We start from the raw sequence: 14,057 nt of genomic DNA, 5'->3' as shown, positions 1-14,057 counted from the left end.
CCATCACCTGCTAACCGCGTAACAGTCAATCTCGGGCTCACGCTCGAACTCACCCGCCACACCGACGACAAAGCCCGCCGCGTCCTGAAGGGCGGCCCAATGTTCTGACTGTCTGTCAAGCTCCAGACACAGCCGGTCCCCGTCATAGGGGATTTCGCGCGGCTGGCTGTTAAGTGGTTTCAGCGGGATGCCGGTGAGCCGCGATTTCCAAAGCGTGTCAAACTGATCTCCCGCACCCACGGTCGCCTGATCGACAAAGTATTTGCGCAGCAAGGCTTCAGACATATCGCCCCCAACCCGCAGAACGATGCGGTATTTGGCGATGATTTCGGGGTTGTCGATGCGCACCGTCCAGATGTTATCGGCATGGCGCGAGACCTGAAGCACATGCGATTTCGGCTCGACATGGCGCAGCGACAGCACCAGCGAGCGCAGCGTGTCAGCCAGCGCCTGAAAGCTCAGTTGCGGGTCGGCGTGCATATATTCAGGCAAATCACCCAGCCGACGTGCAGAGGCGCCATAGGTCGCCATGCGCCCGGCAATGCCTGCCAGTTCCTGATAGAGTGTCGCAGGATGTACGTTGTTTTGCGCGGCAAGATGGGCAAGCTTGGGGCGGGCGGAATTTGCCAGCTCAAGGATCAGCAGGTTCTCCATCGACGCACCCGTGCCGCCCAGAACCATTGCACCATGTGCATCCGCAATGCGGTCCATTCCGTTGACCAGCTCTTTTAGCAACTGGCCATACCAGGGCACGGCGTCCAGTTTGAGGGCCGGAGGCAGAAAATCGGCGTCCAATGCCACAGCATTCTCAGCCGTCAGCCCCTCGACGCGCGCGATTGGCAGGGTGACATAGCCAGCTGTCTCATCGCCCGGCAGCAGGATTTTGGGCGCCAGTCGCGCAACCTCGATCTGACTGGCATCCGCCCCACCCCGGATGGCATCGCGCACCTCGATCACCTTGCCGCGATACCGCGTCCCCGAAGGCTCTGCGTGGGCCGGGTCGATCTCGGCTGATCCGGCCCCTTCCGATGGAATTGCCAGATAAACCAACCCCGCTTCGGTCTTGGCCTGCACCGTGACCGGCGCCACCTCGACCGCGCCGTCAGGGACCGATAGAAACGTGCCATCGGGCATAAAACCCGCAGCCTTTTCAATTGCAATCTGGCCCGTTTCCAACGCCACGGGATCAAGGGTCAGGTTCACAAACCCAAAGCCCGCATGCGGGGAAGCGGCCAGCGTTTGGCGCAAAAGCCAATTTGTATGACGGTCCTGCTGCTGAAGGTGCTGCGTGCGCAGGAACAGTCCTTCTGACCAGACAACCTTGTTTCTATCTGTCATAGTCTTCCTTTGTATCGGCCCAATTCAAGGCCTCAGGCCTTTGCAAGCGACAGCCCACCCGCGCCGACATTGATGATCAGCCCGGAATTTGCAGAAGGTGCCGCGATTTTAGAGCGTACCGTGCGCCCATCGGGCGAGCGGAATCCGCCAATCACGCCGATCACCGCGGTTCTGGACTCGATTGTAATGCTTGTGTTCGCCGTGCCGCCGGGCGCCAGAACGATCTGGTCTGTTCGGATCAGATCGGCCCCAAGGGCGCTGGCAGGATCTTGCAGGGCGAAATAATCGGCGCTGTCAAAGGCACCGGAGCTGGCCAGTTGGACGATAGTCAGTGTGACCGGCCTGTCGCCTCCCGAGGGGCCGGGGTTCATGCCCGCCGTGCCCTGCGCGGTGACGGCCAGAACCGCAGGTGCCGGATCGCCACACCCCGCCAGAAGGGCAGCACCGCCCAATGCCGATGTGATCAGAAAAGTTCGTCTCGCAAACTGTGTCATTTCAATCGCTCCTTTGGTTTTCGTATGCGTCTCTGAAATCAACCCCGACATCGCCAAGAAACTGCTTCTCCGCAGTTTGGGCTATATCGCGGTATCTGTCTTCGTAAATCTGCCAGAGCTTTGCGCTGCGCCCGCCGGCGACAAGGCTTTCCAGCAGGCCGACATCTTCCATCTCTTTGGCGATTTCTGCAGGGTCGAACTTGTCCACCATGCGCCGCAACGCGACCTGAAGCGCGCTCCAGGTGCGCACCTGATGGTCCGCCAGATCCCGGAATGCACCCTGTACCGCCGCCTCGGGCGCCATATAGCCCTTGCCGCGCGGGCGGATCAGGGCGCTGAGAGCATCTTCGGGCGTGGCAAGAAACTTGAGCGGGTTGACGTCGGCGCTGGCGATGATGGTCTGGGCCACACGCACCTTCTGTTTTTCCTGCGCGCGCGTGCGCAGCAGCAGCATGACACCTTCGACAAGATCGCGCATTGCGCGTCCCACATGCGCCATCTCGGCGGCGGGATCGTCCGTTTTCATCTGTGCCGGGTCCAGACCCATTCCCCGCAAAAGAGCGTCCCGCAGATCCGCATCGGCCTGTGACACCGGCGCAGCCGGTTGTTGTGGCGCGGGGTCGGTGGGCGCCTCGGCAGGTTCGGGGTTCACTCTGGACGTCGGCGCAGGTGTGGGCACATCGTCGGGCACCTGGGCAACCTCGCGCGGCGCAACCGAAGGCGGCGCCCTGTCAGTCTCCGGCTCCGTGTTCTCCGGCACGTTGTTCTCCGGCACGTTGTTTTCCGGCTCGGCTGGCGGGGCCGCAGGGGTGAGCGGCTGCCGCCAGTCACCAAAGATGTCGGGTTTGGTTTCCGGTGGCCGTGGTGGGGGGCGCGATGCCGACTCTGGCGCAGGGGATCTTGGTTCAAAATACCCGCCCGATGGCTTGTCGCTGTGCTGCGCTGTGGCCGGTTTTTCCACAACCGGTTTGCGCAGGTCGAGCCCGAATGGATCAGTCTGATCCAGCGGTCTTGGTGGCCGTTCAACTTCTCTCTGGCGTGACGGCTGAATATCATCGCTGCGCAGACCAAACGGGTCGGGCAAATCCGCAGGGCGCGCTGGCGCAGGCCCGGGCGGCTCGGCCGCCTTTTCGCGAGGCGGAAAAAACCCGCTGCGTTCGGACGGTGATTGCGGGGGCGCAGGCTCGGATGTCGGCGCCGTCGCATTTTCAACGCGGAGTGTAAAATCCCCCATGTGCAAGCGCATCCCCGGTGTCATGGGCACCGAATTGCCCAATCCGACCGCATTTGCGGCATTATCAATATAAAGCCCGCCCGAGGAGGTATCGGTCACCACGATCTGCCCGCCCTCTTCATGGATCACGCAATGCTTGCGCGAGATGAACATCTTGGGGTCATCAATTTGCCAGTCGACATCCGTGCTGCGTCCAATACTAAGCTGTCCGCCGCTAAAGACCCATTCCGTCTGAGCCTGCGGTGAAGGTGCGGATTCGATCACGAAACGCAGGCTCATGCGGCGGCCCTTTCATGTGTAGTGGACAGCGGGTCAGAGGAGGGTTCGGTGATGTTTGTAAAACACAGGTCATCCGACGTTGCATCCTCGGCAGGCGCCAACCAGGTCGTGCGCCCCAGTTGGCAACTCCCCAGTTTCGCCGCAGGAACCTCGCCCTTGGCGAGCAACAGGCGCAAGGAGAAATTGATGTCTTTGCCTGCTGCAAAAACGACCGCGTGGCGCAGGCGTCCCCAGGCATCGGCGTCCTCAAGAAAGGCGCGGAACTGGGCAAGGGACAGCGGCCCCAACCGCAATTCCGCATGGCTTTGACGGTCAATCACCCGCGAACCCGCAACGGCACCTGTGCCTAGCCCTGCGTGTTGCCGGCCAAGCCGGGTTTGCAGATGCGCGGGGATGTCCATCCAATGTGCGGAAAATTCGGCCAGGGTCACAGGCACGCCCAGCACGGTTTCCAGAAATGCCGTCAGTCTTTCGGGGCTGCGGGCTTCCATCACCAGCGATGTGGCATGGCGCAGCTTGGCCCCGTCCAGCCGGATATCGCCGGTGGTTGTGCCGGGCAGACCCTGTCCGGCAAGCGCGCGCATCGTGGCGGTGACGCGGCCCCCGTCGCCGTGGGCGATGTTGATCTCGGGACGGGCATCGGCCCAGGCACGCCAATAGAGCGCAATCATGCGGTGTTGTAGCAGATTGATGAAATCCAGAAAGGATGTATCCGCCGTCGCCCCGCTGTCGTCACCTGCAAACCAGCGGTTGGACAGGCGCGCCATGATCCAGCGCGTCATATGCAGCGGCATCGGCCCTTCCGGGCCGACAAGCCCGAGCACATTCACATTGATCTGCGGTTTTTGCCCCTGTTCACCGGGAACCATGCCGGCCACATCGCTGGCGGCAAAGGACAGGCGCGCACTTTGGCCCAAACGTGCAGGTTCACGCGCAGCGCGGCCAAAACGCAGGTCTTTGGTTTCAAGCTGGCGCAGCAGCTCGAAGAAATCCATGCGCGCCGCATCCTCTGGGTTCAGATCAGCGCGCGTGTGCCAGTCGTCATCGGCCATGTCACCTCCGTCTGTTGATGGGTTAGGCGGGTCCTGGTGCGCACGAATGAATTGATCGCCGTGTGGCGCGCAAAAAGCTGCGCAAGGATCGCGGACAACAGCAGGCTGCTGCCGCCACTTAGAAGCGTATCGTTGATGTCCAGCGTGATCTCGGTCCCGTGGCCAAAACACAGGGGCCCTGCGATTTCCAATCGCTCGATCAAGGGTCGCGAACGGACTGCGGTTAACGCCGTGCCATGACGCCGCAGCGCCGGATCACCGCGATCCGCATACAGCTTGATCAGCGCGCGCAGGGGTTCCGCCCCCTTTTCGTCCTCGGCCAGTGAAATGTGATTGAGGCTGAGCTGTGAAATCCAGCGCCATGTCAGATCGTCGATCTTGCGCTCGTCCGAGGCACCGGATGGCAAACTGGCCCGCAGCGACGCACGCGGCCTGCGCATAGGGGAAAGAAGCGTGACACCCTGAACCGGATCACCGGAATCCAGTGTCAGCCGGGGCATGTCGTCAAGGATCGGCAGATCGCGGTTGGTGCACAGCGCGCGCACGTCCAGCCGCCGGATCGGTTTGCTGGCCCGCGCATGTGCGGGTTTGCCCACAGAGATATAGAAATCGTCACCGATGTAGCTTGAGCGGGTTTGACCCTGTCGCACTTCCTGGGTGTCGGGCCTGCGCGGTCTTCGGTCGGCCGAATAGACATAGCCGCTGTCGGCTTCTGCCTCGACCGAGAACAGCGGTGTGACGCGTGCTTGCGGCCCGTTGACCTCGGCGTCCTCGACCCGCAGCAGACGGTAGATTTCATAGTCGCGCGGCCTTGTGCGGTCGGCCTGGACAATATGCTGGGCACGGGTGCGGCGCAGTTCCACCAGATTACACTCGTGTTCGAACAGATTGACCACAGGCGTGGTGAACAGACTGAAATCCTTAACGTCGATACTGGACAGTGCACTTCTTGCCTCGCGCAGCAGCACGATGATTTCAAGCGCACCCTGTCCACAGGCCCGCACGATCGGCGAAAGACCCGACAGCCGCATGTAATAGAACCGCGCCGGCATCAGAAAATATTCACGCAGCAGACGATAGCCCTCGAAGGAACTGCGCACCCGCGGCAACAATGCATCGGCTTCTTCAACACCTACCATCGACGGCGTGCCAATCGGTTTGAAGGGCGTCGATTTTTGCGCAGGTCTGGCAAGCGCGCCCGCGCCAAACCCAAAAACGGCGTCAAAGATGTCACCGCCCAGCGTCCCCGCACCAAAGTACAGATCCAGCCCGTCCAGAGACAGCTCGTTCAGACGTCCCGCGCCATCCCGCGAGATGGTCATTCGGATACCCGCCTGCGCCTCGCGCGCGGCACCCGAGGCGACACCTGCCTGCGACAGCGCGCCCTTGTCCTGAAGATATTCCACCGACGAGATCACAAGCGGCCACAAATGCACGGCCTGCGCATTGGTATAGGTGCAGCGCGTCTGTTGACCTTCGCGCAATCCCGACATCATCCGCGTGCCGCGCTTCATCAGATGGCCGTCCAGCATACGCTGCACCTGGGGTCCGGGTGTCAGGGACGCCATCGTCATGGCCGGCGCAGGCCCGCCCAGATCGGGGTACAGGGTGTCAATCAGTGTCCTGACATAGCGGCTGCTTTCACCGTCCACCTTCAGCCGGGTACGGGCCGCCAGAAACGCCACGCCTTCCAGCAGCCTTTCGACATAGGGGTCAGGGCAGGGAATGGAATCGAGCGCGAGATTGCGCGCGACGTTTGGATGCAACGCTGCAAATTCCTCGGCCATGGTGCGGATGTGACCAAGCTCTTCTTCATAATATTCCAGAAAAGCCTGATCCATCAGCGATCATCCAGCGAGGTCATGGCGCGGCCACTGTCCAGATCAATGCTGGTGGACAAACGCAACCGCTCGGGCACAGGGCTGAGTAGCAACACACCGTCAATATCAATGCGCAGTCCTATCTTGTCACTGGTGTGAACACGCACGCGCACGGACTCCTTTTTCAGGCGTGGCTCGAACGTGTTCAGAACGGCCTTGATGTCACGCGCCAGATCGTCCTTGTCAAAATCCGTTCCAGAGCGCCCGGAAAAGGACGGCACGCCATAGTTCAGCACACTGCGACGGATCTCGGGGAAGTCCGCCAATTGGCTGGCCGGGCTTTCATGGTCAAGGGATTCACGGTCGGTGAGCAAGAACTGAGCCTCCAGCCTTTCGATGTTAAAAAGCATCTCGATGTCGCGCCGCACGGCCTCGCGCAGCACGTCCGAGGTGACGATGATACCGCCCTCTTCAAGTCGACGTTTTTGCACCGACAGGCGAACCAGCCGGTGCGCCAGCGCGCTTGTCTCTTCATCCACGTCGCCAAGCTGTGCAATCGCGCGCGTGCCGCCGGCGATAAGGTCGGCCACACGATTTGCATCGCCGAGCGTTTTTGTCAGATCACGGATCAGGGCATCACGCTCGGCATCTATGCCCGGCAAGTCGTCCACCAGCCTGTCCCAAAGGGAGGGCTGAACGGCCTCTTGCCGGGCCACTTGAGGTGCTTCATCACGCTCTGCCACGGGGGTCCGGCCCGGTCGGCCCTAAACGCCTGCCGCGATGTCGTAGGTGATCTCGTGTTCGCCACCGGCAGAGTGATCGTCTTCCTGCACTGTGTACTTGTAAGTCACGTTCTCGAACACAAGGCCCAGGGCCTCTTCGACCATCTGGCCGTCTTCTTCTGCGCCAACTCCGAGCATCTCGTATTTGGAGATTGTCACGTTCTCCATCGTGATGATCAGGTAGTCCAGGTGCGCTTCACCGCTGTCCTTGCGCACCGACAGGACCATATCGGGAAAGGATTTACCCTGCATACAGGCCAGCGCGAGATACACAGAGGACGCATCCACAAATTTCTTGAGCATGATCGCGGAAACCTGTGCCCGCGCCCGCGAGCGGCCCTTGCCGACCTGTGCCGCCGATCCCTGTTCGATATTCCACATGATGTCGTGGATATCAATTTCTTCTTCGTGCTCGGCACGTTGTGATTCACCGGCGATGTCACCGATTTTGAGGTATGCTGTTAATGGCATGTCTGTTCTCCAATCTATGTATTTTCAACTTACGATTTGACGGAAGGCAATTCCGACACCAGTCGCAAAGATGCGTTGATGCCTTCCAACTGGTAATGTGGCCTGAGGAAGAAACGGGCGTTGTAATAGCCGGGGCGGCCCTCAACGCTGTCCACCTGCACCTCCGCAGCAGCAAGGGGACGTTTGGCCTTGGCCTTGTCATCAGCCATGGCCGGGTTGGCCAGAACATAGCGGTTGATCCACTCGCTGAGCCAAATTTGCATATCGGCGCGCTCTTTGAATGTACCAACCTTGTCGCGCGCAATCGCCTTGAGATAATGCGCGAAACGGCTCACCGGGAAAAGATACGGCAAGTTTGCGGACAAACGCTCGTTCGCCTGAGCGTCCGGGTCCACCAGACGGCCTGCACGGGTTTCGTCGTCTTGCAGGCTGTGTGCACCGATAAATGCGGCGACGTCGGTGTTCTTGCGGTGCAGGATCGGCATCATGCCAAGTTTGGCAAGCTCCGCCTCGCGCCGGTCGTCGATGGCGATTTCCGTTGGGCATTTCATCGCTGTGGAACCATCGTCGGTGGGAAAAGTGTGTACCGGCAGGTTCATAACGGTGCCACCGGATTCGACGCCCCTGATCTGTGTACCCCAGCCGGAAATCTTGTGGCTGCGGTTGATGTTGACGCCCATGGCATAGGCCGCGTTCATCCAGACATAATTGTCATGCTGGGCTTCGATTTCCTCTTCGAAATCAAAGCCTTTCACAGGAACAGTTTCCGCCCCATACGGCAGACGCCCCAGCACACGCGGCATGGCAAGCCCGATATAGCGCGCGTCTTCGCTTTCGCGCAGGGACTGCCAACTGGCATAGTCAGGGCTTGATACGATCTGTTCAAGATCCTGCGGATTGGGCAGTTCCTGCCAGCTTTCCATACGGAAAAGCTGGGGTGCTGCGGCAGCGATAAAGGGCGCATGGGCCGAGGCACAGATGCCCGACAGATTGCGCAGCAGGCTCACATCCTTTGGCTTGTGAGAGAATTCATAGTCGCCCACGATGGCGCCAAACGGCTCTCCGCCGAACATGGAATATTCGTCGCTGTAGATCTTTTTGAAGATCGGTGACTGGTCCCACATCTGGCCTTCATAGTCTTCCAGGTGATCGGCCAGATCGTTCTTGGAGATGTTCAGGACACGGATCTTGAGTTTCTGGTCGGTCTCGGTGTTGTTCACAAGATAGTGCAGACCGCGCCATGTGCCTTCAATCTTGCGCACCTCGGGGGAATGCAGGACCTCGTTCATTTGCTTGCTCAGCATCCCGTCGATGCCTGCAATCAGGGATTTGATCGACTTGACGGCATTGCCGGAAATCGCTGCTGTACCAGCACGTTCCTTGGCTGCCAGTGCAAGGTTTGCCACCAGCGCCTGTAACTTCTCGCCTTCGCTGTCCTTGACGCGAAAATCCTTCTCCAGCAGATCGCTGAATTCACCCAGATCAATCGCTTCGGCTTCTACGCCACCGGCTTCGGCTTGCTTTTCCTCGGCCATTCTCAGCCCTCCTTGTCAGATGTGGCGGCCATGGCCTGTTCGGCGGCTTGCGCCAACAGTGGCTCATTGGTCAGAAGTTGCGCGATACGTTTTTCCGCATCCACCTTGCCGTCCATGTAACTCAGCAGTTCTTCAAGCTGCTTGCGCATCTTGAGCAACTCGTTCAGCTGCGGCACCTGTTCGGCGACCTTGTCGGGGGCGAAATCACTCATGCTCTTAAAGCTGAGATCGACAAAAAGCTCCTCATCCGCCTCTTCGCCATCCGCGGTAGGCAGCGTATTTTTCACGCGTGCTTTGACCCGTGGGCTCAAGGCTTCCATGAATTTGTTAAAGCGGCCTGCGTCCGTTTCGACAAATGTGCGGTCGTTGATGGGTTTGGATGCTTCTTTGGTCTCGGAGGCGCCAGCCAGATCGGCCATCACCCCCATAACGAAGGGCAGCTCGATCGTTGTTGGGCTGCCGTAATGTTCGACATCATAGGCAATTTGCACCCTTGGTGTCCGATTGCGTTCGATGACCTTCTGCTTACTGTCACTCATGAAAAGCCCTCCTGTAATTGTTTCGAAAAATCAGTCGATTTACTTTTTACTCCCGGCGTCTACACCCGCCACGTTACGGAATTCCTTGAGCCCCGAAGGCGCGATTTCTTCCATCAGCTCCAGAAAATCCATCGACACCATACGCCGCATCCGTCGTGCCAGATGTGGCATCGGGCTGCCGGGTTCGGTGCGTTCGTAGAACGCGATGATCCGGTCCAGCGCATTTTCAACATCTGAGCGCGAAGCAATCGCGCCGGGCACCGCCGCCGGGGCTGCTGCGGCGGCAGGTGCGCCCTGCGCCGCAGCAGCAGGTGCCGGGGCGCTGGGGTTATCCTCGACCTTGGGCGCATTCGCGGCATCCGCCCCGGCGGCTGCTTCCAGCGTCTTGCGGATCTCTCCAAGGAACTCGGCCAGCTCTTTCATCGTGAACCCGGACGCATCGCCAAAACCTCCGGCTTCGGCCACCGCGGTGCTCAGGCCTGTCAGTCCCGCTTCGCACGCACGAATGTCTGCGATCAGTTGCGCCATCGTTTCGGCATCTTCGGCCGCCATTGCGCGGGTCGCGGCCGTTACGCGGTTCACACGTTGCCCATGCGCTGCGACAAGCGCGTCTTTCTCGGCCTGGCTCAGGCCGGATGCGGCCCGGTTGAGCATGTCAAAATCGCTTCGGCTTGCGGCGGCCAGATCGTCGCCGGTGATCGGACCGATGCCGCGCGGATTCAGCACGACGCCAAAGCGCATATCGCCCAGCAAGCCAAAATCGTCATTTTCCAATTGACGCAGCGCGTTCAGACGCGGCAAGGCCGCGACCTGCGGATCGTCACGGTCGCGCAGGGCCGGATGCAGGCTGTCCCAGAACGTGGCAATTGTCTGTGACAAAAACCCGAGCGCACTGGCAACGGCACCAAAACCGTCTATGTTGTAGACAGCCCGGATCATCAACACGAGCAGCCGCAAGTCACGGCCTTCGCTGGCCAGCACTTCGCCCTCGCTGACGATATGATCCCAGTCAACATCTGGGGCGGCATCGCCGAGCGTGCCGTCGTCATTCAGACGAAATTCCCGCGCCGCCGGTTCAGTCAACCTCTCCAGATCGTGAAATCGCAGATCGTGTCGCAATTCGACACCGGAGGGCGAAGATTCCGAAAGCGGCTCAAGGAGGCGATCAAAATTCATGCCTCATGCCTTTAATAAACAGTACTCTGAATACGAGTGTTGCACGGCAACTTGATTCTGGCAACAACGCGACAGGTAAGGTATTCCACCGCTTTTCCAGTCAGATCGGGCCCATATCAGCGCGGCTGCGTCTCGACGAACACATACACCCATTCTCCCCGAAACATGGGGTCGGTGGCGCGGCGTTCGGCGATCATGGCACGCAATGCATCAAGATACGGCACCGCAGGTTCGACCAGCGGGCGCACACCCTCGTAAAGCGGTGCGCTGGCCGCGAATGCAACCGCGATATCCTGTCCGAAGGGGGGCGCGATGCGCAGGTCGATATCCCCCGCACCGCCGATGGTGAAGGCTTGTCCCGGATCAAAGGATTGCAAAAGCGATTGCGCATTGGGCCGCAGGTGGATCACCTGCCCGGCCGCATCGAAATAATCGACATAGACATAGGCCGGATAGTCGGGGGCTTCCATTGCGATGGTCAGCCTGTCGCCTTCGGCAAAACTGTATTCGCGGGTCTGAGCGTTCTCGCCGACCAGATCGGGATCGGTCAATTGTTCCTCGGACTGTGGCAGGCCCAGTGTGGCGATTCCGTCCAGCAGGTCACACTGCGGATGTGGCAAGATACGCAAGGCATCACGCAACGGCAGACCCGTGCCCACCTGCGCCTGCAATGCCGCCAGAAGAGGTGCCCGAAGTGTTGGCTCCGGCACATGACCCCGCAATTCCAAAGTACCAGACGCGGGATCAAAAATGGTTTGGATACGCGCGCAGGGCGGCGCGGCCATGACCTGTGTCATCCGGTCATGCAGGTCGCGTTGCGCGACAGTGCCAGGGCTGAGGAAAGCAGACAATGTCGCGACGCTTTGCGTATCCAGCGCCATATTCGCCGCACCGCTCCAATCCAATGAAGCGGATACCCGCGGCAGGTGCGGTTTCATTTGCGCGATGGCTGGCTGCTCTGTCGAGCGCGGGACAACTGTTGTGGTCCCGACGGGTGACGGGGCCGCAACGGGTTGCGCGTCTTGGACCTGTATCGCGGCTTGCGCTGCCAATTCCACTGACACGGTGGGGTCTGCGAAGACTGCTACAGGTTCACCGCGCACACCCGATGGCTTCAATGCGCTGCGCAAATTTTGCTGCGGCTCCTTTGCCATCATCCGTTCCGACGCTACAGGAATAGCCCCCGCCATCTGCCCGGACAGCCGCTGAGGGTTTGCACGGGTGCGCGGCACCGGTTGACCACCGGCACGGGTGCCTCCGCTTGGAGCAGCCTCGGCCACTGTTTGCGACGGGGCCTGCTCAACCGCGCGGCTGCGTTTGACCGGCATCGCAGCCAGTGCCAGTTGGCTTTCGCCGGAGTGTTGTTGCGGAATTGGCTTTGGCATCAGGAACGGCACAGCGGCCACCGCCACCGCAAGATGCACCGCGATCGATCCGGCAATTCCCAGCAAAGAAAGCCCCGTGACCTTCATAACGAATCCGGAGAGACAACCAGTACAACCTCGCCCAACCGCGCCTGTTCCAATGTCTTGATCAGGGGGAGAATGTGGTGCAACGGCACATCGCGGTGTGCGTTGATACGGATCAGCGTTGCGCGGTCACGCGCCTGTGCCTGGCGCACAAGGTCCAGCCAGAGACCCTTGCTGGCAGCGGCTCCGTTCACAGCCAAACCGCCGTCCTTCCCGACAGATACTGTCACGCCGCCCCCCGGCATGTCCTGTCCCGAGCGCGCAACAGGAGGGACCACTTCAAAAGGGGCGGACGCATCCAGACGGGCCACCAGCATGAAAAACACCAACAGGAAAAACACCACATCAATCAGCGCGATGATCGGCTCGGCGGCGGGGCGATGGTCGGGACGGGCCAGTCTCATTCCTGACCCTCCAGCTGGACCAGCCGGACATCTTCGACGCCGGACGCACTCAGCGCATCCATGAGATCCGTCAGCGCCCAAAGCGGCGCCGCACCGGAGGGCAGGACAAGCACGCGCACCGACGGGCCAAGCGCCATGTCGGCCAGATCGGCCGCCGCGAAATTCTGCCCCCGCATCACCACCCTGCCTTGCGCGTCAATGCGCAGCATCAGCGGCGTGCCCGCAATCTCTTGCGGTGTCGTCCCCACCGAAGCCGCGCGCACAACGGGGATCATGTCCAGATCGCGGTAAACGGATGTCACCATGAAATAGACCAGCAGAATGAAAAGCACGTCGATCAAGGGCACCAGCGTTACCCGGCGCCGGGTTGATCCGGTCCGGGCCAGCATCAGGCCTTGTCCTTGCGGTTCAGCCTTTGCGCCAATGTCGCACGGCCAATCACCTGCTCCATGGCCTGCGTGCCCGCCTCTGACCGCGCCTGCAAAATCGCAGCACCGACGACAGCCGGTATCGCCACAACAAGCCCCGCCGCAGTTGTCAGCAAGGCCTGCCAGATGCCACCCGCCAGAATGGACGCATTCGCAGCACCCTGTGCAAGCTCCAGCGCGTGGAATGACTGGATCATCCCCAGCACTGTCCCAAGCAAACCCAGCAAAGGCGCGATCATCCCGATCAGCTCAAGCAAACGAATGCCCCGCCCCATGTCCAGAACCGCGCGGTTGCCCATCTGCATCAGGTCGGACGACATATGTTCGGGATCGGCATTCAGCGCCATCAGCGCGCTGGCGCGTGCTGCAACCCTGTCCGCATATGTTGCCGTATTGCCCGCAAAAGGTGCGACGCTGCCCTGCTCAATCGCCTCCAGCCACGCCTCTCTGGCCTCTTGCCCGGCTGTAACGCGGCGCAGCGCCAGCACGCGTGCCAGAAACACCGCAACCGACACCACCGACAACACCGCCAGCAGCGCCAGAACGGGACCGGCTGTGCCCAGATCGGCAAACATGCTCATTTCACCAACCGCGCGCTGGCTTTGCTGGTCAGCGTCAATACATCAAAACACGCCATCTCCTCGCCGTTCTGAGGACGACACGCTACGATGTCGTGCAACAGAATTTCAGAGATGTCCGCGCAGGCAATATCGGGAAATTCGAACAGCTTGAGCGTTGTGCGTGCCACGGGCACTGGTGCGGCATCAATGGTCAGCAACTGGTCGATGATGCCGTCCTGATCCAATATCGCCAGTGACATCTCGAAGGCTTCCAGCGAACGCCCAAGATCATTGCGAAACAGGAAAAACGCGCGACAGGCTGCTCCGTCTTCCTGTGCAAGCTTGTTCAGCTCGACTGTCAGAGTGCCATCCTGGGCAAGAACGTGGGTCGGGTTGAACAAGAACACAGCGGCGGCAAGAAGAAGTTGTTTCACGCAATCACCTTTCGTTTGAACGCCGTCAGCCTAGCGTGATTC

15 protein-coding genes are annotated in these 14,057 nt (G+C 60.5%); all 15 read right to left on the bottom strand.

Translation table 11 applies throughout. From position 1 onward, the window contains the following. Positions 1-3: 3 nt before the first annotated feature. A complete protein-coding gene (gene tssK / locus DSM107133_RS18575; protein WP_114294706.1) occupies positions 4-1,338 on the bottom strand; it encodes a type VI secretion system baseplate subunit TssK in 1,335 nt (444 codons plus the stop codon). Positions 1,339-1,370: 32 nt separating this feature from the next. Next, positions 1,371-1,832: a type VI secretion system lipoprotein TssJ gene (gene tssJ / locus DSM107133_RS18570; RefSeq protein WP_114294705.1), complete on the bottom strand. Its 462-nt coding sequence runs from the start codon at positions 1,830-1,832 to the stop codon at positions 1,371-1,373. Position 1,833: 1 nt separating this feature from the next. Continuing rightward, a complete protein-coding gene (gene tagH / locus DSM107133_RS18565; protein WP_114294704.1) occupies positions 1,834-3,345 on the bottom strand; it encodes a type VI secretion system-associated FHA domain protein TagH in 1,512 nt (503 codons plus the stop codon). Beyond that, complete coding sequence (gene tssG / locus DSM107133_RS18560) at positions 3,342-4,397, bottom strand: type VI secretion system baseplate subunit TssG (protein WP_114294703.1); 1,056 nt, start codon at positions 4,395-4,397, stop codon at positions 3,342-3,344. The genes tagH and tssG overlap by 4 nt, the downstream gene beginning before the upstream one ends. Then, positions 4,361-6,238 (bottom strand): type VI secretion system baseplate subunit TssF, encoded by a 1,878-nt coding sequence (tssF, locus tag DSM107133_RS18555; protein ID WP_114294702.1) that lies wholly within the window; start codon positions 6,236-6,238, stop codon positions 4,361-4,363. Before tssF ends, tssG begins: the two co-directional genes overlap by 37 nt. Continuing rightward, positions 6,238-6,960: a type VI secretion system baseplate subunit TssE gene (tssE, locus tag DSM107133_RS18550; protein WP_240310617.1), complete on the bottom strand. Its 723-nt coding sequence runs from the start codon at positions 6,958-6,960 to the stop codon at positions 6,238-6,240. The genes tssF and tssE overlap by 1 nt, the downstream gene beginning before the upstream one ends. Before the next feature lie 21 nt (positions 6,961-6,981). Then, a complete protein-coding gene (locus DSM107133_RS18545; RefSeq protein WP_114294701.1) occupies positions 6,982-7,470 on the bottom strand; it encodes a type VI secretion system tube protein Hcp in 489 nt (162 codons plus the stop codon). A gap of 29 nt (positions 7,471-7,499) precedes the next feature. Then, positions 7,500-9,005, bottom strand: coding sequence for a type VI secretion system contractile sheath large subunit (tssC, locus tag DSM107133_RS18540; RefSeq protein WP_114294700.1), 1,506 nt, complete (start codon positions 9,003-9,005; stop codon positions 7,500-7,502). A 2-nt stretch (positions 9,006-9,007) separates the two neighbouring features. Then, on the bottom strand, positions 9,008-9,544 hold the full coding sequence (gene tssB, locus DSM107133_RS18535) for a type VI secretion system contractile sheath small subunit (RefSeq protein WP_114294699.1): 537 nt from the start codon (positions 9,542-9,544) through the stop codon (positions 9,008-9,010). A 39-nt stretch (positions 9,545-9,583) separates the two neighbouring features. Continuing rightward, positions 9,584-10,720, bottom strand: a complete 1,137-nt coding sequence (locus DSM107133_RS18530; RefSeq protein ID WP_114294698.1) for a type VI secretion system ImpA family N-terminal domain-containing protein — start codon at positions 10,718-10,720, stop codon at positions 9,584-9,586. 116 nt (positions 10,721-10,836) lie between these two features. Further along, complete coding sequence (locus tag DSM107133_RS18525) at positions 10,837-12,192, bottom strand: DUF4384 domain-containing protein (RefSeq protein ID WP_114294697.1); 1,356 nt, start codon at positions 12,190-12,192, stop codon at positions 10,837-10,839. Beyond that, positions 12,189-12,593: a biopolymer transporter ExbD gene (locus DSM107133_RS18520; protein ID WP_114294696.1), complete on the bottom strand. Its 405-nt coding sequence runs from the start codon at positions 12,591-12,593 to the stop codon at positions 12,189-12,191. The genes DSM107133_RS18525 and DSM107133_RS18520 overlap by 4 nt, the downstream gene beginning before the upstream one ends. After that, complete coding sequence (locus tag DSM107133_RS18515; protein ID WP_114294695.1) at positions 12,590-12,982, bottom strand: biopolymer transporter ExbD; 393 nt, start codon at positions 12,980-12,982, stop codon at positions 12,590-12,592. Before DSM107133_RS18515 ends, DSM107133_RS18520 begins: the two co-directional genes overlap by 4 nt. Beyond that, a complete protein-coding gene (locus DSM107133_RS18510) occupies positions 12,982-13,602 on the bottom strand; it encodes a MotA/TolQ/ExbB proton channel family protein (protein WP_114294694.1) in 621 nt (206 codons plus the stop codon). Before DSM107133_RS18510 ends, DSM107133_RS18515 begins: the two co-directional genes overlap by 1 nt. Continuing rightward, complete coding sequence (locus DSM107133_RS18505; protein WP_114294693.1) at positions 13,599-14,015, bottom strand: hypothetical protein; 417 nt, start codon at positions 14,013-14,015, stop codon at positions 13,599-13,601. The genes DSM107133_RS18510 and DSM107133_RS18505 overlap by 4 nt, the downstream gene beginning before the upstream one ends. Positions 14,016-14,057: the final 42 nt, after the last annotated feature.

The sequence above is a fragment of the Pseudosulfitobacter sp. DSM 107133 genome (assembly GCF_022788695.1).
GTDB lineage: Bacteria > Pseudomonadota > Alphaproteobacteria > Rhodobacterales > Rhodobacteraceae > Pseudosulfitobacter.
The sequence above is the reverse complement of the archived record's forward strand: the minus strand, read 5'-3'. Positions and strand labels throughout refer to the sequence as shown.